21 protein-coding genes are annotated in these 19613 nt (G+C 44.9%); 7 read left to right on the top strand and 14 right to left on the bottom strand.

Features of this window, described 5'->3' with window-relative positions; translation table 11 throughout:
* The first annotated feature begins 176 nt into the window (after positions 1 to 176).
* Genes ACZ5NB_RS09220 through ACZ5NB_RS09210 form a run of 3 tightly spaced genes read left to right on the top strand, consistent with a single transcriptional unit; the run spans position 177 to position 2833 of the window.
* Positions 177 to 1343, top strand: a complete 1167-nt coding sequence (locus ACZ5NB_RS09220; protein WP_460232993.1) for a cation:proton antiporter domain-containing protein — start codon at positions 177 to 179, stop codon at positions 1341 to 1343.
* 44 nt (positions 1344 to 1387) lie between these two features.
* Complete coding sequence (locus tag ACZ5NB_RS09215) at positions 1388 to 2062, top strand: NUDIX hydrolase (RefSeq protein ID WP_460232966.1); 675 nt, start codon at positions 1388 to 1390, stop codon at positions 2060 to 2062.
* A gap of 51 nt (positions 2063 to 2113) precedes the next feature.
* Complete coding sequence (locus ACZ5NB_RS09210; RefSeq protein ID WP_460232965.1) at positions 2114 to 2833, top strand: dienelactone hydrolase family protein; 720 nt, start codon at positions 2114 to 2116, stop codon at positions 2831 to 2833.
* Between the two features lie 2 nt (positions 2834 to 2835).
* Here ACZ5NB_RS09210 and ACZ5NB_RS09205 read toward each other — a convergent pair whose 3' ends face one another.
* Positions 2836 to 3489, bottom strand: a complete 654-nt coding sequence (locus ACZ5NB_RS09205) for a DUF3047 domain-containing protein (protein ID WP_460232964.1) — start codon at positions 3487 to 3489, stop codon at positions 2836 to 2838.
* Between the two features lie 119 nt (positions 3490 to 3608).
* Between ACZ5NB_RS09205 and ACZ5NB_RS09200 the strand changes: the two genes are divergently transcribed.
* A complete protein-coding gene (locus tag ACZ5NB_RS09200; RefSeq protein ID WP_460232963.1) occupies positions 3609 to 4028 on the top strand; it encodes a CBS domain-containing protein in 420 nt (139 codons plus the stop codon).
* A 39-nt stretch (positions 4029 to 4067) separates the two neighbouring features.
* Here ACZ5NB_RS09200 and ACZ5NB_RS09195 read toward each other — a convergent pair whose 3' ends face one another.
* From ACZ5NB_RS09195 to ACZ5NB_RS09165, 7 genes are all read right to left on the bottom strand, one after another.
* Positions 4068 to 4373: a DUF2288 domain-containing protein gene (locus ACZ5NB_RS09195; protein WP_460232962.1), complete on the bottom strand. Its 306-nt coding sequence runs from the start codon at positions 4371 to 4373 to the stop codon at positions 4068 to 4070.
* Positions 4374 to 4398: 25 nt separating this feature from the next.
* Entirely contained in the window at positions 4399 to 4860 is a 462-nt protein-coding gene (locus ACZ5NB_RS09190) for an acyl-CoA thioesterase (protein WP_460232961.1), read from the bottom strand.
* A 136-nt stretch (positions 4861 to 4996) separates the two neighbouring features.
* Entirely contained in the window at positions 4997 to 5281 is a 285-nt protein-coding gene (locus ACZ5NB_RS09185; RefSeq protein ID WP_460232960.1) for a hypothetical protein, read from the bottom strand.
* A 371-nt stretch (positions 5282 to 5652) separates the two neighbouring features.
* The gene (locus ACZ5NB_RS09180) at positions 5653 to 5820 is read right to left on the bottom strand and encodes a DUF3012 domain-containing protein (RefSeq protein ID WP_460232959.1); all 168 of its coding nucleotides are present in this window, start codon (positions 5818 to 5820) and stop codon (positions 5653 to 5655) included.
* Between the two features lie 38 nt (positions 5821 to 5858).
* Positions 5859 to 6830 carry a porphobilinogen synthase gene (gene hemB, locus ACZ5NB_RS09175; protein ID WP_460232958.1) on the bottom strand — a complete coding sequence of 324 codons (972 nt, stop codon included), beginning with the start codon at positions 6828 to 6830 and terminating at the stop codon, positions 5859 to 5861.
* Between the two features lie 47 nt (positions 6831 to 6877).
* Complete coding sequence (cysS, locus tag ACZ5NB_RS09170) at positions 6878 to 8251, bottom strand: cysteine--tRNA ligase (RefSeq protein WP_460232957.1); 1374 nt, start codon at positions 8249 to 8251, stop codon at positions 6878 to 6880.
* Positions 8252 to 8296: 45 nt separating this feature from the next.
* A complete protein-coding gene (locus ACZ5NB_RS09165) occupies positions 8297 to 9970 on the bottom strand; it encodes a glutamine--tRNA ligase/YqeY domain fusion protein (protein ID WP_460232956.1) in 1674 nt (557 codons plus the stop codon).
* A gap of 233 nt (positions 9971 to 10203) precedes the next feature.
* Between ACZ5NB_RS09165 and ACZ5NB_RS09160 the strand changes: the two genes are divergently transcribed.
* Complete coding sequence (locus ACZ5NB_RS09160) at positions 10204 to 10701, top strand: peptidylprolyl isomerase (protein ID WP_460232955.1); 498 nt, start codon at positions 10204 to 10206, stop codon at positions 10699 to 10701.
* Positions 10702 to 10731: 30 nt separating this feature from the next.
* Positions 10732 to 11463 (top strand): UDP-2,3-diacylglucosamine diphosphatase, encoded by a 732-nt coding sequence (locus tag ACZ5NB_RS09155; RefSeq protein ID WP_460232954.1) that lies wholly within the window; start codon positions 10732 to 10734, stop codon positions 11461 to 11463.
* Between the two features lie 45 nt (positions 11464 to 11508).
* Here the strand turns inward: ACZ5NB_RS09155 and ACZ5NB_RS09150 are convergent, their stop codons facing one another.
* The 5 genes from ACZ5NB_RS09150 to pcaF all read right to left on the bottom strand — a co-directional run bounded on the left by ACZ5NB_RS09150 (position 11509) and on the right by pcaF (position 18284).
* Entirely contained in the window at positions 11509 to 12306 is a 798-nt protein-coding gene (locus tag ACZ5NB_RS09150; protein ID WP_460232953.1) for an EAL domain-containing protein, read from the bottom strand.
* A 930-nt stretch (positions 12307 to 13236) separates the two neighbouring features.
* Complete coding sequence (locus tag ACZ5NB_RS09145; protein WP_464107908.1) at positions 13237 to 15357, bottom strand: TonB-dependent receptor; 2121 nt, start codon at positions 15355 to 15357, stop codon at positions 13237 to 13239.
* A gap of 279 nt (positions 15358 to 15636) precedes the next feature.
* On the bottom strand, positions 15637 to 16302 hold the full coding sequence (locus ACZ5NB_RS09140) for a 2OG-Fe(II) oxygenase (protein WP_460232949.1): 666 nt from the start codon (positions 16300 to 16302) through the stop codon (positions 15637 to 15639).
* Between the two features lie 93 nt (positions 16303 to 16395).
* On the bottom strand, positions 16396 to 17004 hold the full coding sequence (locus tag ACZ5NB_RS09135; protein WP_460232948.1) for a MiaE family protein: 609 nt from the start codon (positions 17002 to 17004) through the stop codon (positions 16396 to 16398).
* Between the two features lie 74 nt (positions 17005 to 17078).
* Positions 17079 to 18284: a 3-oxoadipyl-CoA thiolase gene (gene pcaF / locus ACZ5NB_RS09130; protein WP_460232946.1), complete on the bottom strand. Its 1206-nt coding sequence runs from the start codon at positions 18282 to 18284 to the stop codon at positions 17079 to 17081.
* A gap of 218 nt (positions 18285 to 18502) precedes the next feature.
* On the opposite strand from pcaF, the gene ACZ5NB_RS09125 reads away from it, so the two are divergent.
* A complete protein-coding gene (locus ACZ5NB_RS09125; protein WP_460232945.1) occupies positions 18503 to 19000 on the top strand; it encodes a cupin domain-containing protein in 498 nt (165 codons plus the stop codon).
* A 44-nt stretch (positions 19001 to 19044) separates the two neighbouring features.
* On the opposite strand, the gene ACZ5NB_RS09120 is transcribed toward ACZ5NB_RS09125, so the two are convergent.
* Positions 19045 to 19539, bottom strand: coding sequence for a DUF1289 domain-containing protein (locus tag ACZ5NB_RS09120; RefSeq protein ID WP_460232944.1), 495 nt, complete (start codon positions 19537 to 19539; stop codon positions 19045 to 19047).
* Between the last annotated feature and the right edge of the window lie 74 nt (positions 19540 to 19613).

Genomic DNA, 19613 nt, shown 5'->3' with positions numbered 1-19613 from the left:
AAAAGCCGCACAATTGATTTTGAGCGGCTTTTTCCTTTCTACCCCCTAAAAGTAAGTAAGGGGCTATCTTAAAGTATTGTCTCGTTTCACAAAGTCACCAAACTCGCATACACTGAGCACATATCTGTGATTAGCGAGAGCGTATGCTCTCACCCCGCGACTCTTATAGCCCAAATATGGAAGCAAACCTTTTTCACTCGTTTTTTCTTATTTTCACTGGTGCCGCGCTAATTGCGTCGCTCGCACTGTACTCTCGACAGCCACTTCTGGTTGCCTATATTTTACTCGGTATCTTACTTGGACCACATGTATTGGGCTGGGTCGACAATGTACCGATGTTGACCGAAATATCTCGCATAGGGATTATTTTTCTTTTGTTTCTATTAGGGCTGGATATGCAGCCAAAATCCTTAATGTCCGTTTTGAAAGAAGCTACATTCGTCGGCTTGATCAGCTCGGCTATTTTTGCCATATCCGGATATGGACTTGGAAGAATTTTTGGCTTTAGCCATACGGATTGCTTAGTAATTGGTATGGCGCTAATGTTTTCTAGCACCATCATTGGCATTAAACTCTTACCTACAACTGTTTTGCATCATCGACACACCGGTGAGTTGATGGTCGGTCTATTATTGTTTCAAGATTTCTTGGCAATCGTCTGCCTTCTCGTGCTGCTCAGCGGAGATCTAGGCACCGTTGATGTGAAAAAACTAGGGTTTGCTTTTCTTCAACTTCCTCTAGTTGCTGGTTTTGCGTTTCTATTCGTTCGGTACGTTTTATTAAAACTTATTTTAAAATTTGATCGAATACATGAGTATGTTTTTCTTGTTGCACTTGGATGGTGTCTTGGCTTAGCACAGCTGACTCATGCTATTGGTTTGTCCGCTGAAATTGGAGCCTTTCTCGCTGGCATCACACTTGCCACGAGTCCTATCGCACAATACATCGCCTTGAGCCTTAAACCGCTGCGCGATTTCTTCCTGATTTTGTTCTTCTTTTCGCTGGGCGCATCCATGAATATGGATCTCGTTGGAGAGGTTTTATTAGCCGGTGTTGTTATTGCCAGCGTAGTAATCTTGGGTAAACCCGCTGTTTTCCGCGTGCTGCTTTCAAAACAAAGTGAGAAAAAGCTCATGTCTTGGAATGTTGGATTCCGTTTAGGGCAGATCAGTGAATTTTCCTTATTAATCGCGTTAATTGCGCTAAATGGATCACTCATCTCCGAGCGCGCCTCGACCTTAATTCAGGTAACTGCCATTCTTACATTCCTGGTGTCGAGTTACATTGTTGTGCTCTATTTACCCACTCCCATAGCTGTTAAGGATGAGCTTCGAAGAGATTAAGCTCAGTATCAATAAAAGATAACGACACAAAAAATAATAATTGTATGTCAAATTCAGAAGCCAAACCTAAACCATCCTCAACCGTTGTAATTATGCGCGAAGCAGAATCTCAACTGGAAGTGCTGCTAGTGAAAAGAAACACTCAGCTGAAAACAAATGGTGGGGCCTGGGTATTTCCGGGCGGAGCAATTGACTCTGCCGATCAAACCAGCATTAAAGATGACATTTCAACGGCAGTGAATGCAGCGAGACGAGAGGCACTCGAAGAAACAAATATTGATCTAAGCGCCTCTCGGTTCGAGTCTTATTCGCACTGGGTGACACCTGTCGGTATTCCTCGGCGCTATGCTACGTGGTTTTTTCTATCAAAAGTTCCTTTCGATACGCCCGTGACTGTCGACGGTAGTGAGATAGTTGACTACCACTGGCTTACACCCAAAAAAATATTGACGCAACACCGCGAAGGAAAACTTCAACTAACGCCCCCGACATTTGTTACATTATCAGAGTTGCACTGCTGCGACACACCTGATGCAGCATTACAGTTTGCCGCCTCGAGGAATCCACCAACCTACCGACCAAAGTTGGCGCAATCAGGTCCGATACGAATCATATTATACGAAGACGATGTCGCTTATGACGACTGTGATTTGACATCAGACGGCAAATACCATCGACTAGTAATGAATGGAAACGACTGGCAATACCAAAGACTTTGATACTATTCTTCCACTAGGCTTCATTATTGATAAGGTTTACGGCTCCCAACAATGACAATCAAAGAACAATTCGTAGATTACTTGGACCAAGAAACTGTTTGCGAAGGTTACTCCGTAACACACGCCGATAAAGTACGCCCCACTGTGTTGATCTGTCATATGTGGGGAGGCTTAGGAGATTTCGAAAAACAAAAATGCCGAGAAATTGCAGAACTTGGCTACAACGCGTTTGCCATCGATATGTATGGAAAAGGGATACGCGGTGCGACACTCGACGAAAACCGAGCGTTGATGGCGCAGTACATTGAAGATCGTGAAAATCTGCAACAACGTATTATTGCCGCACTCTCAGCCGCACGCTCATTGGCAACAACCGATACGAACAACATAGCAGCAATTGGATACTGTTTTGGTGGGTTATGTGTTCTAGACTTAGCCCGAACTGGAGCCGATGTGAAAGGTGTTGTGTCTTTCCACGGCTTGTTCGATGCACCAGGCAATACAACTAATAATAAGGTGCATGCTAAAGTGTTAGCGCTTCACGGATTCGAAGACCCAATGGTGCCATCGGAAAAGCTGACGGCATTAGCCAATGAACTGACAAAGGCTGGGGCTGATTGGCAAATACATGCATACGGAAATACCTATCATTCTTTTACCAATCCAGCGGCAAACTCACCCGAGAATGGATCGGCCTACAACAAAGAGGCTGATTCACGATCATGGGAGGCAATGAGTTTTTTCCTTAAAGAAATATTTGCTAGCGATTAGATCTATTCATTCGAGAAATAGATATCACCGTAGAAACTGTTGACAAAACTACTGGTATCATCGGTATCTGTCATTAATGCAATACCGTCGATATAGCGAACGTCAGGCCCTACATATTTTTGTAGATCCTGCAGGACATTCCGTTTTTCGTTATACCAACGCTTAGGGTCATCACTTCCGTCACGTGCGGCAATCATGACAACGTTGTTCCCTGCATACGCATTTGGCCAAGCCGAGCCCTTGGCAAGATTATAAGACCACACGTAATTAATGGCTTTGCTTTTCCAGAATTTCAACCCGCCGTCGATGATTAGATAAATACGAACAGGATAGTCATCACCCGCCTTGGTTTGGTGGTCCCTCTCTGGTAGGCGGTTATTAATCATCCAACTCCAATTTAGGTATGGGTATTGCCACAGGTCTATTCGTACTTTTTTGGTTAAACCAGAGGCGCTAGCACGGCTACTCGCTTGCAGAACGGGAACCCCTAGCTGCTCGACGATTAAGTATTCGGTGTTTCCGCTGAAAGACTCTTCATCCCAACCGACGACTTGCCCACTGGAAAAGTCCCCGACAACGGTTTGTTTTGGTGGCGCTGCAAGTGCCGTTACGGCGATGACTAGAATGAAGGTGAATACACTTATTCGCTGGAGCATCGTATATCCTCAGTAGAAGTAGTCATAGTTTGCACTATGACCAACACGATAGAAAGCCAAGCAATAGTGTCACTGTGCTATACATAAGATAGGTACAACACACTGAGAGGCTATGGCCAATGCTTGAAGAAATTTGGGTGCGCGACTGCATGACCGCCGATGTGATTAGCTGCTCTTTTGATACGTCACTTGAAGAAGTCGTCGCAGAACTCAAGGACCGCCTCTTTTCTTGTTTAGTAGTAGCTGAGAACAACGAACCAATTGGCATCATTACAGAGCGAGACCTAGTTTCCATATTTTCAACACTGCTTGGAAAGGCAGACTGGTCTCAATTGAAAGTCTGCGACTATATGACGAAACCTGCCAGAACGCTTTATGAAGACCTCACCTTGTTAGAAGCCGTGGATCAAATGCGCCTCGATAAAATCAGACACGCCCCTATTGTTGATCAGCAAAATCAGCTCGTTGGCATACTTACACAAAGCGACATAATCCGAGGTTTTCGGCGTACTTTTGGCGAGCTCGGCCAAACCACCTAAATAAGCGAACACTAACGATAGCCAAAAACACGTTAGTATTCACTCAACCGCCTGAATCAATACCCACGGCGCAACAACAACCGCCCAAAAAGATTCTTCCGCCCGCCCATATTCTTCGGCTTGGCCCTCTTGAACACGCTCGAGCTGCCCGCTTTCTAATAGAGCCTGTATTTCTTTGGCGTTATCTTTAGCAAAATGAATAGCGACTTGAACGAGGTCAGTGCCCGGCGACACGACCACTAAGGATCCCATTGCATAATGAGGTTCAAGTCCCTTCCAGTCGATTTTAGCTGTTTCACGATTAAGCTTTTCGAAAAGCTCCGTATCAGAATCTTTATTCATCATAGCGTTTACTATCTGGACTAGCGGTTCATCGACTTACGTCTGTTAGCGGTATTGTGATGGCGTACTGGTCTAATATTGAACGCGCATCAGTCGGTATGGGGTACGCCTTCCCTTCACTGACGTATACCAAGGTGGCATCGCTGGTTCCCACGCAACTACCTAACTGAAACATCGCTGACGACATGGTGTATGAGGAATTCCCTATTCGACTAATACCCACCCCAATTGTCACAGCGTGAGGAAAATGCACCTCTCTTAGGTAGCTAATCCTCATCTCGGCTAATACTTTACTCAGTACGGGACCGTTCCATGGCTGTTTTCGTAAATCACGGAAAATCTCGCGATGACACTGAACTCTAGATTCTTGATAAAGCCCGGCTATAGAGACATTGTTGACATGGCCTTGGGTATCCAAGTCCTCATAGCGTATGGGTAACTCAACTTTAAACGGATAAAAATCGAGCGAATGCTGGGAGTTACTACTCATGGAACGGACCTTATGCACCTGACTGTGCAACTACTCGAGGATTTACTGGATAGAATGATTCGGGGGCGTAAGGGTACAAAAAAAGCCGCCCGGAGGCAGCTTTTATTCAACAGTTTTGATTTAAAAGACGAGCGTATTACGCGGGCGTCGTTTCTTTACTGCTCATGTCGAGCACTACGCAATCAGGTTGGTAGTTTCGATTTAAAATTTGCAAGTAAGCCAACTGTTGGGAATAGACGTAGTTTGGCTTTTTAACCCTGTCCATTTGAGGATTGCCACCACTATCATTGGGAGCCCAGAGCGTCTGCTTCTTTTCGTTAAGTCCCACCCAGCAGTTAGCCGGGGCAAAATAAACCATTTGGCAGATGCCGTAGCGAAAATGGAATATTTCACGAATTTTCAAGCCGTAGGTATCGTTCATATAAGTGACTCATTCACTATGGCAGTAGATACTGCATTAACAGGTGATGCTTCCAGCATCCATGAAAGACTCGAATTCACATTGTGTAGAAAAAAGTTGATTTATACCCCAAAAATGTGAACTAGTACGCCAAATTATAACGGGTTTTTAGAATTGTGTTAGTTTTATATCATTTATTTATATAACGTTTAGCAATCGTTACTAATGCTCTTGATTGCATATTATTTCTAAGAAATGCGACGCGTTTGCGGGAGATGGTGTTAACTAATTGAATTTAAAGAAATTTACGGAGGGAGATATTACGTTAGTAGGCACTTGAAGCACCCACTAACATGTCTTGCAATCATAACAAGCTCTAAACTTAGGCCTATTCATTTAATAATGCAGTGTTTTCCATAATCGGCTGCTTCATTAAAGGACCAATCACCTTTTGGTTTTTCCTCCAACTGCTTACACCATGCATCCGATCCAATCTCCGGCGCACACGCTGTCAGCATCAAGCAGGTAAACAAACCCACAAAAATAGGTAAGAATTTCACCTTAACACTCCTCTTGAATAGTTTTTGCCAAGCGATCACTAAGCAAGCCAGTCAGCTATCTCTTCAGCAAAATAGGTCAGGATTAAATCAGCACCAGCGCGCTTGAACGCTATCATCGTTTCAAGAACGACTGCTTTTTCGTCAATTGCGCCCTGCTCTGCTGCAATTTTGATCATCGAATATTCGCCACTGACGTGGTAAACCGCCATAGGCAATGAAGAATGCGCACGGATATTTGCCACGACGTCTAGGTAAACTGTGGCAGGCTTCACCATCAGTATATCTGCGCCTTCAGCTTCATCTTGAAGGGACTCGGCCAAGGCCTCTCTACTGTTAGACTTGTCTAGCTGATAAGAATCACGAGTACCCTTTAAATGAACATCCACCGCATCACGAAATGGGCCGTAGAACGCTGATGCGAACTTAGTGGAATACGACATGATGGGTATCTGCGAAAAACCATGTTGATCTAGAGCGCCACGTAACGCGCTGATCATTCCATCCATCATGCCTGATGGTGCGATCATATCGACGCCTGCATTGGCCGCAACCACCGCTTGTTTTTGCAGATTGGCAAGCGTTGAGTCGTTGTCGACATCACCATCAACCACGACACCACAATGCCCATGATCCGTATATTCGCAAAAACAGTTGTCGCTTATAACAAGCATTTCAGGTTCTGCTTCTTTGGCAATACGGATGATTCTTGCCATCAAGCCATTGTCATCCCAAGAATCGCTACCGACCCCATCTTTGCAGTGCGAAACGCCAAATAAGATAATTGCTTTTATCCCTTTAGACCAAACGCGTTTTACCAATTCCGCCAGTTCACTCTCTGGATAACGGAACACACCTGGCATAGTCGACAGCTCGACTTTGGTATCGATACCTTCTTCTACGAAAATCGGCAGAATTAAATCATCGGTGCTGAAATGTGTTTGACGAACTAAATCGCGTATAGCGGGCGTTTTTCTTAAACGACGAAACCGGTGTTCAATTGCAAAGCTCATTCTTACCTCGTTATTGAATTTTTTATCTTAGCCGAAGCTCTCATGGGTTAAGCGCGCTTCCAACTCGTTCCCTCACGGCTATCTTCTAGAATAATACCCTGTGCTTTGAGTGATTCTCGAATTTCATCTGCACGGCCATAATCTTTATTATTTTTGGCGGCAACTCGTTCTTCAATCAATGCTTCGACATCCTCTGCACTGATTACATCGCCACTTGCTGCTTGAAACCAGGCTTCAGGGTCTTCTTGCAAGAACCCCATAAACTCTCCTGACTTAAGCAATAGCGATTTGATCTTTGCTTTATCCTGGTCTGCTGCCTTGTTTAATTGTTTTCCCAGTTGATGCAATTCACTAATGGCGATAGGAGTATTTATATCGTCAAGAAGTGCTTGATAAACTTTCGATTCGCTCAAGTCCACATCGATCAAAGGAACATCTTTAGCTTCTCTCAGTGCTGTGTACAATGAATCAAGACTGGACTTAGATTGCTCTAACAAGGCGCCGGTGAAATCAAGTTCAGAACGATAGTGCGCAGACAAAATAGCAAAACGTAGCGCTTCCCCGGTGTGGCGTTCTAGCAATTCATGAACTGTTTTGATGTTACCTAACGACTTCGACATCTTTTCGCCTTCTAAATTTAGAAAGGCGTTGTGCATCCAGTAACGCACATAGGTATCACCGTCATGCGCGCAATGACTTTGCGCTAACTCATTTTCATGATGAGGAAATACTAAGTCTTTGCCACCACCATGAATATCAATCGTGTTACCCAAATGCGCTTCGATCATTACCACACATTCGGTATGCCAACCTGGTCTTCCGCGTCCCCAGGGGCTATCCCAACCTGGCTCATCATTAGAGGATGGCTTCCATAACACGAAATCGCCCGGATGTTTTTTATAAGAAGCGACCTCTACCCTAGCACCCGCCAACATGTCTTCGAGGTTTCTATTGGATAAGCTTCCATACTCAGGCATGGAATCAACCGCAAACATGACGTGTCCATCAGCCACATAGGCGTGCCCTTTCTCAACGAGCAAGGCCATCATTTCAATCATTTGAGGTAAATGATCAGTTGCGTGGGGCGTTATGCTTGGAGGTAAGGTATTTAATGCACCCATATCTTCATTGTAGGCTTTTTCATAGCGATCAGATATGGTTTTTATATCAGTCCCTTCGGCTTTTGCAGCAGCCATAATTTTGTCGTCAATATCCGTGATATTACGAGCGTAGATGACATTGTCATACAAACTCTGTAATACGCGAAAAAGCGTGTCAAAAACGACGACTGGACGAGCATTACCAATATGAGCGTAGTTGTACACCGTTGGACCACAAACATACATCGTAATACGATTAGGGTCTGCAGGGATGAATTCTTCTTTTTGTCGCGATTGCGTGTTGTATAAATATAAAGTCATTTGATTTATTTACATAAAACCTTGTGTATAAAACACTTTAAAAAATTAGCTATCAGCAATTTTAGCCCAAGTGTCACGCAAGCCTATTGCGCGATTGAACACTGGCTTTTCATTCGTTGAATACTTGCTGTCAATTGTAAAGTAGCCTTCCCTTTCAAACTGAAAGTGGTCTCCGACACTGGCGGTAGACAAACTTTTTTCTGCTTTGCAGTTCTCTAATATGGTTAAACTATCAGGGTTTAATAGCTCTAAAAAGTTCTTCCCACCCGCATCCGGGGCTTCATCCACAAATAATCGGTCGTACAACCTTACTTCACAATTAACGTTTTCTTTCGCGTCGACCCAGTGAATAACACCTTTAGGTTTCGTACCGTCTTCTGGATTTTTGCCTAACGTATCTAGGTCGCAACGACAATGTACTTCAATAATATTGCCACTCTCGTCTTTCAGAACGTCTTCTGCCGTAATCACATAGGCATTACGCAAACGTACAGATTTACCTAATACTAAACGTTTATATTTTTTATTGGCGGATTCACGAAAGTCATCTTTATCGATGAAAATCTCACGTGAAAACGGTAAAGCACGTGCTGGGAGGTCGTCTCGATTGGGATGACCCGGTGCAGTGACGGTTTCAGTTCTGTCTTCTGGATAATTAGTTAGAATAATTTTAAGTGGGTTTAACACACACATAGCGCGAGGCGCATTTTTATCGAGATCATCACGAATGGCGTGTTCAAGCATGCTGACATCGGTAATGCCCAACGAACGCGTAACACCGGCGGCATCACAGAAATTACGAATTGACGCCGCAGTATAGCCCCGACGCCGCATTCCAGAAATGGTAGGCATTCGTGGATCATCCCACCCTTCGACATGGTTTTCATCTACCAACTGTTTTAGTTTTCGCTTGCTGGTCACTGTGTAGTTTGGATTTAGTCGTGAAAACTCTGTTTGGTGTGGCTCACTCGGGACTGATAGGTGCTGAATCAGCCAATCGTATAACGGGCGATGATCTTCAAACTCCAGCGTGCACAATGAGTGCGTTACACCTTCAATCGCATCACTTTGACCATGAGCAAAATCGTAAGATGGGTATATGCACCATTTATCGCCGGTTTGGTGGTGGGACGCTTTTTTAATGCGATAGATGATCGGATCACGAAGATTGATGTTAGGCGAACTCATATCAATCTTAGCCCTTAGCGAGCATTGCCCTTCCTCAAAACCGCCGTCACGCATTTTTTCAAACAATGCCAAGTTTTCTTCAGGTGCACGATCGCGATAGGGGCTGTTTTTACCCGGTTCCGTTAACGTCCCTCGGTATTCCCTAGCCTCTTCAGCAGACAGATCACACACATACGCGAGCCCGTTGTTAATCAGTTCCACGGCCCAATTGTAGAGTTGGTCAAAATAGTTAGATGTATATCTAACATCGCCATCCCACTTAAAACCTAGCCATCGGATATCTTCTTGGATCGACTCGACAAACTCCTGATCTTCTTTTGCAGGGTTTGTGTCATCGAAACGGAGGTGGCACTTCCCTTGGTACTTCTCTGCCAGACCAAAATTTAAGCAAATTGATTTGGCATGTCCGATATGGAGATAGCCATTTGGTTCAGGAGGAAATCGCGTGACCAGCTGATTAATCTTTCCAGCTTCTAGATCAGATTTGACGAGTTGCTCGATAAAGTGCAGGGGTTTTTGGTTGTCTGTCATTGGATGCTTATCGTTTAAGAATTGAGCTCTTAGGTGAATTGGAATGTGATTATTTCAGCATCAGGTGAACGTTTAGGTGCGCTAAATCGGCGTGATAACACCCGTTTCGGCGTTTCACTAATAGAGCCACGCACCTCGGTTCGACTATACTTGAGAATCATTTTGAACGGCGTATTATAGCCCGCTCTTTTAACCACAACATCACCTAAATCTAAGATTTTTGGAGCTTTTTTATGATTACCCTCCAGACCAACCAAGGCGACATCGTAATCGAACTGGATTTCGAAAACGCCCCCAAAACAGCCGCAAATTTCAAACAGTATGCTGAAGAGGGTTTCTACGAAGGCACTATTTTCCACCGAGTGATCGACGGTTTTATGATCCAGGGTGGTGGTATGGATGCTGATATGCAAGAAAAGACCACTCGCGAGCCCATTGAAAACGAAGCTGATAATGGCCTAAAAAATGACCTTGGAACGCTTGCGATGGCTCGAACCATGGATCCACACAGCGCCACTGCTCAGTTTTTCATCAACGTTAAAGATAATGGATTCCTCAATCACACCGCCAAGAACAGCCAAGGCTGGGGATACTGCGTCTTTGGCAAAGTAGTTGAAGGTATGGATACAGTTGAGAAAATTAAGGGCGTTGCAACTGGCAACAAAGGTTTTCACCAGGATGTGCCTAACGACCCCATCGTTATCGAAAAAGTAACTGTTAGCGAATCCTAACTTTCGAAGGCATTGATATTGGGTGTCGATATGATAAGCCTGATTGCAGACCTCCATCTCGACGCTCAACGTCCCCATGTCACCAAAGCCTTCTATCAATTCTTAGAAGAAAAGAGCCAGGAACCTGGCGCTTTGTACATACTTGGCGACTTGTTTGAGTTGTGGGTGGGCGATGATGATGACTCCCCTCTCGCACTGGACGTTCAACACCACTTAAAATTAGCGGCACAGCAAGGGCTAAAAATCTATTTTATGCCCGGGAATCGCGACTTTTTGGTGGGTGAAAGCTTTGCCAAGAATTCTGGTACAACGTTGCTTTCAGATCCCCATATCTTAATTCACGAAGGTAAAAAATACTTACTCGCTCACGGCGATGCCTATTGCACTGCCGATACCGCCTACCAATCCTTCCGCCAACAGGCTCGCTCCCCAGTTTGGCAAAACGAAATCCTCTCCAAATCACTGGAAGAAAGACGGGCGCTCGGTCGCCAGATTCGGCTACAAAGCAAAACCATGAATAGTCGTAAGCCAAGCGATATTATGGATGTAACCGACAGTGCGGTTGTCCAAGACCTCATTGCTCACAACACAGATATACTTATTCACGGTCACACGCACAGGCCAAACACGCACAAGCTCTTGTCTGATGACGGTAAAAAACAATTTAGCCGTGTTGTACTTGGTGACTGGGAAACCAGTGCCTGGTGCGTAGAGATAAACGGATCAGTTGAACTGAAGTCTTGGTTAATAGATTCAGATTAGAGCATTTTATTTCGTTCGTATGAACCAAGCAGGAACAAGGACGCTTCAGCCACAACGTAAAAACTCACTGAATGTTTGCGCTTTTTGTGTAATAGGCATGAAAGGCCGAGTCACTTTCTGCTGAGGCCGCCCGAGTAAAAACCCCTGAGCAAAATCAACTCCAAGCTCTACCAACGTATTGAGTTGCGCTTGATTCTCAACGCCTTCGCCGATGGTTTTACAGCCCACCTCTTCTGCTATCCACAAAATAGAGGAAAGAATTTTCTTTTTAACCGGGTTGCTATCAACGTTATTGATAAAATGTCTATCAATTTTGACAAAATCGGGCCTCAACTCTTCCCACAGTCTAAAACTGCTGTAACCTGCCCCGAAATCATCTATCGCTATACCGAATCCTTGATCACGATAAAAATGTATAGCATTTTTAAGGCTATGAATGTCACCCATTGGGTACTGCTCAGAAATTTCGATAACGATTTGATTTGCCGATAAACCGTAACGAGCAAGCACGTCGGATCTAAAAGATGCAGCATAACCCTGGTTCAAGCTCATAGGGCTCGCGTTAAGAAATAGTAGGCAGCTCTCATTTTGGTTACTGAAACTTTTTAGAGATTCATGTCTCGACGCATACTCTAACTGTGAAAGTAACCCACATTGAGAAGCTGCTTCGAACAAACGATAAGGAAAGTGAAAATTAGTGTTGATGGGGCCTCGTATCAAGGCCTCGCACGCGAAGAGGTTTCCACCGTCTAGCTGGACAATCGGCTGAAACAATGCCGATAAAGCATTGTCATTCAATAACCGAATTATTTCTTTTCGTATATTGGTTATTTGTGTTGCCATTTCATACACCTATACCGCTTTACATCAACGTAACACCTGTTGATACCAGTTTACGCTTGTAATATTAAGTGAAGAACTATACCTGACTTCTATGGAGTCACATTCCCGCATGTTTGCGATACTGATTCATCGAATGCATTAGCGATTAATATGCCACATTTACCCGTGAAGGATTAAAGTAATAATTTTGAGTGAAAGATCACAATTCGATTCGACTAGAAGTAAAAATGTCGCTCAAGTTGTGCCAGAACAGCGCAGCTTTATATGTTCGAACTAAAACTAAGACAATGTCATGCGGCATTATTGTGCTGAGTTAGTTGAATTGCCCCAGAATACAACATCCAAGCCGGTTATCATTACGCCTAATTATTTCCACAATATTTCAATAAATATACACCAGATAAATCTTTTCGCATTTTTAGTACGCTGATATAAGCACTCAACCGCCTAAAAGCATGAGGTGGCGCACACATCCAACTCGCGCATAATGTATTTCTATGCGCCACTTATCTAAAACTTGGCTGCAGGTCATCATCTTGTCGCCGGTTTTTTTGATCTTAATCGTTTTAACAATACCTAGAAAGCCAGTCATGGCGTCGTTATCGAGCCACCTAAAATTACTCACCGTCACATAGTTACTAGCAATAATTTTATCGGACACGTAGACAGGGAAGTTTTTGTGGATACATTTAGAAGTGAAGATTAGGAAACGCACTGCCAACAACCAATTATCGATTTCAATCGAGTTGTTGTGATCTTCTACGCTATGGGTTAAATAAATCGCGGAGGTATTAACGCGATTGCTTCAATGACGTCAGAAGCAATGACCAATGTTGTTTTCAGCCGCTGATTAGCCTTTTCACTGGAGTAAAATCTCAAACAAAAAAAAGCCCCTTTGCAGGGGCTTATGACGAGCACGAACAGAATATATTAAAATCGGTAAGAGAGATTCAGGTGGTAGGCGCGCGGTTCGAAGATGTGGAAATGTAAGTCTTCTACAGGGCTTGCTTCAACGTAACCTGAGCGTGAATCATTAATCTGTGATTCATAGACATATTGAATATCTTTATCTTCTGAATTAAACAAATTCAACACATCAAGTGAGAGAGATAACTGCGACGTAATATCATAGTTTAATCGTAGGTTGACAATACTGCTCGCGTCCGCTGTCCTGCCGCCATCCAATGGATACTCATCAAAATATCGCAAGCGAATGTTAGTGTAAAAACTATCGCTCCATTTAGTATTTACGCCGGCACTGATAACATGTTCTAACGCTCCAGGAATATCCGTTGAACCATCCACTGACTCTACAAACGCCGCGTCGCTGTAGGAATATTCCATATCGAAAGTCCAGGCTTCATTTAAATAGTAGTAGCCAGTCACTTCAACACCACGGCGTTCACTTCCCACGCCAGTATCTTCAGTTGCACCCGAATCACCAATAAACACAAGCTCAGAATCAATATCCAATGCCCATAGGGCAATCGATGCATTGAGCTTGTCGGTAAAAAATGCGCGCAGCCCAAATTCATAGCCAAGCGTATCCACTAGTGGATCAACTTTTTCGACTTGCACACTTGCATTCGTTGGGTCGACTTGGATAGTCGTACCGCGCGCATCATTACTATGAAATCCCTGACCAATACTTGCATAGGCTTCTACTTCGTCATTGAACGCATACATCAAGCTCAATGAACTTGTCACAATATCATCCGATGCGTTGCCCCCATTTACTGCCAGAGACGCAGAGTCACCCGCTTCAATTGGATTAACTTCAAAATCGTAATAATCGTAACGAACGCCGACTACGGTACGGAATTTTTCAGTCCAGTTAATTTCGTTTTCCCAGTACAATCCGGTGCTCCATTCATCAACGCTGTCGATACGAAAAACATCGTAGCGCTGCTGTGCCTCGGTTCGATAAATACCAACTTTTGCTATGTCGTCATAACGCATTTGTGTTCCAAAGGTATTCGCCATATCTAAACCAGCTACCTTTGAAAAATGACTCCAAGCTACATCCCACCCGTAGATTGTTCGATCATCAACTTGATTATGTTGATCACCGAGGATTGGGTTATCTAGAAAATAGGTGAAGTCTGCATAGAGGTCTAATTCATAAGCAACCGTATAAACACTTGCGTCCAAACGAGTGTTCTTCGTTTGACGTGACCAATTACCCGATATGCTATAGCGACTGGACTCACCGCCAGAGGTTGTATTCAACGAACCATATTCCGTGATAATTCCCAAATCGACTGCACGCTCAGGAATTTGATCTGCAGAGTTCCAACTATTGTCGTAGGCCATGAACGTGAGTGCAAAGTCACTATCGCCTTGACGCCATTGCTGTTTTAACCAAATATTCTTCTTTTGTAGGTCGGACTCGATATCATCCCAATGGCCATCGGTCGTTTCATACTCAACGCCATAAATAAATTGACTGTAGTCGCCCGTTTCAGTCTGGCCCCAAGCTAGGAATCGATTCCAATTTTCACGGCCAAAATCACTACCAACCTTCATTTGGTGGCCACCTAAAGAATTCGTCGACGCCATTCGCGCCGTACCCGTTCCAGAAAAATCCCCAACGCCTGGGTAGTAAGTGCCTTTTTGATAAACAATCTCGCCTACCAATTCAGGGATAATAAAGTTGAGATCGGTATAGCCCTGACCATGACCATGAGTGCGCATATTCACCGGCATTTTATCGATCACCGTAGCGAAGTCAGTACCATGATCGAGGTTAAATCCGCGCAGAAAATACTGGTTTGCTTTACCGGGGCCAGAATGCTGTGTGGCGACCAATCCCGGTACGGTTTCTAATACTTCACCCGTTCTGAGCAGAGGCCTAATTTCAAGCTCCGCCTGCGAAACCACGCCTTCAGAAGCAGACGATGCCTCTCCGACGAGATTCTGCTTTCGGCCAGTCACTAGGATTTCTTCCATTTCGTTATCTGAATAAGAAGAACCTTGAGCCCACGTGTGGCCCGCTGAGAAAAAAGCCGGGGTGACTAATATAATTACGCCAGTACATCTGGCCACACTCATTAGCATTTTGCGTCCTCTATAAGATCTTTTGATTTAAGTGAAACAAGAAGGCGCAACGTGTTGACAGAAACTACTGCTTGATTAATACCAACGCGTCACGATGCGGCAGCTATTCTGGCCAACGACGCGAAAAGGACACACAGAGGAAATGACAAGTTTTGTTAGCAAAAAACGCCTTTTTTGCTAACACAAGAAGAAAACAGTTGTTGAAACCGTTAATAAAACAGCGCTAAACGTTAATATGTGCGCAAAAAAACGTCGAAAAGACTACCTTATATCCTATTTTGGCGGATCCAAGTTTTCGCCGATGGTTGCGTTAACACGATACCATCCCGTAAGACTGTAACGACTTCGACTTGCAGGTAGTACTTCATGCGGAAAAACTTCACTCAAGAAAATCACCACACGCCCCCAAACCGGCTCAACATTGATAAACGGCTCAGCGACTGAAGGTTGGTACATCGCTAGTTCTCCACCGTCCTTCACATTCCATTGCGGATTCAAATAGAGGATGGTTGATAAACGGCGGTTGGACTGGCCTTTGAACGCGTCTACATGCTTTTTATAGAATGCGCCTTTCGGGTAATGGGCAAAGTGGCATTCGTAATCAAACAACCCAAGAAATAAATCACGGTTAATGCGTTGCCGTAGCGTTTCGATCCATTCGAAATAGCTTTGCGTCTCATCAGGCCCTTTTTCTAACCAACAGATGCGATCACGGCGGGTAAACTCGTTGATTTGAAACCCATTGGCGCGCCCCACACCTGCAGGATGAAACTCATCCTTGTTAATGTCTTTCAGGTAAACAAACAGACGGCTTAACACCTCTTCAGGGAAAGCATTATCGAGCACAATGTACCCTTGCTTTTCGATGCTTTTGATTATCCGGGTGAAGATATCACCATCGCCTTCGGACGGGCCAGTGGGTAGGACTAAAGCGGTCAAGGGGTATGTGCTCTCAAACAAATGCCGGGACGGCTTTATACGCCTATTTTTCCCAACAGCAAAGAATTATCTAAGAGTGCGAGGCCGCCAATTCTAGACGCCGGATACGACTGGCCCACTATGGAAGCGAAACTCAGTATCAGCGCTTTCAATCAAAGACCTTTCTTTGTCTAAGAATTCATCAACACGAGGCGAGATGTCGATAGAAGAAGCCTGTTGCGCTAGATCAAGGTAGTCTTTGAAATGCCGTGACTCAGACTTTAGTAATGACAGATAGAACTTTTCTAGTTCAGCATCCAGAAATGGCGCCAACTTAGCAAACCGCTCGCAAGACCTAGCCTCGATAATCGCGCCAATAATCAGCGTATCAATCAACTTTTGAGGCTCGTGAGTCGCCACCATTTTGTGTAGATGAGCGGCATAACGTGCAGCCGTAATTTGGCGGTACGGAATTCCACGCGCCTCCATAATTGCAATTACTTGCTCAAAATGGCGCAATTCTTCTCGCGCCAGGCGCGACATCTTATTCAGCAAATCCATATTATCGACGTATCGATACATTAGATGCAGCGCCGTACTTGCCGCCTTTTTCTCACAGTTGGCGTGGTCAATCAGCAAAACATCGGGGTTTGCTAGCGCGTTTTGTACCCATTGATCGGGTGTTTCGCAGCGCAAGAATTGGTGGATAGCGGATAAAGACATACTGAATTTGGACAATAAAATGCGCGCTCACGATGAAATGAGCGCGCAATTTTTAGCGACGCAACGAGCTTAAACTACACTCGCTCAAGAATTAATGCGATACCTTGGCCTACGCCGATACACATCGTGCAAAGCGCATACTTACCGCCGCGCTTTTCTAATTCAAGGGTCGCAGTGGTTACTAACCGAGCACCAGACATGCCGAGTGGGTGCCCAAGAGCGATCGCACCACCGTTCGGGTTCATGTTTTCAGCATCATCTGGAATGCCCAGTGCACGAGTGACTGACAACGCTTGAGCCGCAAACGCTTCGTTCAATTCGATCACGTCCATTTGGTCAATGGTTAAACCGGTTTTCGCCAATAGCTTTTGCACAGCCGGTACTGGGCCGTAACCCATAATACTTGGGTCGACACCCGCAACTTGCATACCTACTACACGAGCACGAGGCTTAAGGCCGTGCTTTTCAACACCCGCTTCCGAAGCCACCAAGATCGCGCAAGCGCCATCGTTAATACCGGATGCATTACCTGCCGTTACGCTACCGTTTTCGCGGAAAGGTGCAGGCAATTTAGCCAAACCTTCTAGCGTGGTGCTAGCGCGGACATGCTCATCTTTATCAACGATTAATGGGTCCTGCTTACGGCGAGGGACTTCAACTGCCGTGATTTCTTCAGCGAGACGACCATTTTCTTGAGCTGCGGCGGCGCGCATTTGGCTGCGATAAGCAAAAGCATCTTGGTCTTCACGGCTGATATTGAATTTAGCCGCGAGGTTTTCTGCCGTTTCAGGCATGGTTTCAACACCGTACTGCTTTTTGAGCAACGGGTTGATGAAACGCCAGCCCATTGTGGTGTCTTGTAACTCATATTTGCGGCTAAATGGCGCTTCACCTTTACCCATTACGTAAGGAGAACGAGTCATTGACTCAACACCGCCAGCGATTACTAAATCCATCTCGCCAGTTTTGATACCGCGTGCTGCAGTACCGACTGCGTCAAGGCCTGAGCCGCACAGGCGGTTAATGGTCGCTCCAGCCACATCTACTGGTAGGCCTGAGAGCAAACCTGCCATACGAGCAACGTTGCGGTTATCTTCACCAGCTTGGTTAACACACCCCATAATCACATCATCGATAAGGGTCTGGTCAACTGAAGTATTGCGCTCTAAAAGACGCTTGATGACCAAGGCCGCCAGGTCATCTGGACGAACCGGACTTAATGCACCGCCATAGCGACCAATTGGCGTACGAATAGCATCACAAATAAAAGCTTGGGACATGTTTATCTCCGGGAAATGCAGTAGATAATAGGGGCTGGCCCTGGAAAAGGCCGCATAGTGTATAGGACTGACTGGTTTCTGTTAAGGTTTTCGCTGAGTTTTAGCCGCCTAGGCACTTAAAACAATCTCTCCAGGCATCGATAACTGATACAGCAAAGCATCAAAGCAGAACAGTTTTTTCCTTTAAATTTCAGATAGTTGAAGGACAAAGTTAAAGTATGATTCAGCAGCCAGATATCTCCTCTTTAATCGAGCTTCTCGGCCTAGAACCACACCCATTAGAAGGTGGTTTTTTTAGACGAACCTACACGGCAAAGGTTCACGGAGAGATCAACAATAAAAAGACGCCCATTGCTAGCAGCATCTTTTACCTGTTAACCAGCGACGCACCGTCTGGTGTACTGCACCGGAATAGATCCGACATTATCCATTGTTACCATGGCAAAGGAGCGATCCGGTACTATTTAGTATCTCCCTCTGGGCAATTATCAACTGTGACACTCGGGTGGGATTTAGCCGCTGGAGAACAATTACAACTTGTCGTGCCCGGTGGGTACTGGAAGGCATCCATGTTAGTGAGCGGAGATTATGGGTTGATAAGTGAGGTGGTTGCACCCGCATTTGACTTTGCGGATCATGAAGTAGCCAATTCCACCACCATTCAAAACCTTTCAAAACAGGCTCGCGAGCTACTCAGCCCCTTTGTTTTGGGTTAGTGAAACCACACCCCGGGACTTATTAATAGCAACGTAAGGAAGCACTACACGGTCTGACCGGGAACGACATAACGCTCGTAATATGCGCAAGAAAGCTCGTAAAATTCGTTATCGATTTGCTGCTTTAAATCGACAAGCGACGCATGTTGATATTCTTGCTCTAGTCGAACACCAAATAGCGACAAATCAGTAATCTGCCCTGCTCCAGTTCGGATCAACTCAAACACCCACCAATAGGGCACTTTCGTAAAGTCGCAGCGAATTTGCTGGAATTGAATCTGCTCTTTGAGTAATGCTTCATCGAAAATACAGAATTTGCGCTGCAGGACCTGAATGAGCAACGCGTTGAGTCTGTCCACAACCGCTTGTTTTTCTGCATTACTGTAACCATTCCAGTGAATAACCTCACCAGTGAAGCGTTTGCAGCCTCTGCAGACTTCGTCGCCGATGGCTGTAGAGCAAATTCCAATACAAGGAGTTTTAACTGGAGCGGACATAAAATGGTGTACAACATTAGAATTATCGTCGAGGCGATGCATGATAACCGCTCGATGTGGCCTTTCCTACTAACATTTGGAGGTGATTCTATCGTGCAGCGGGATAGCGCGTCATC

The organism is Aurantivibrio plasticivorans, from assembly GCF_055392955.1.
Note: the sequence above shows the minus strand (reverse complement) of the source record. Positions and strands in the feature narration are given on the sequence as shown.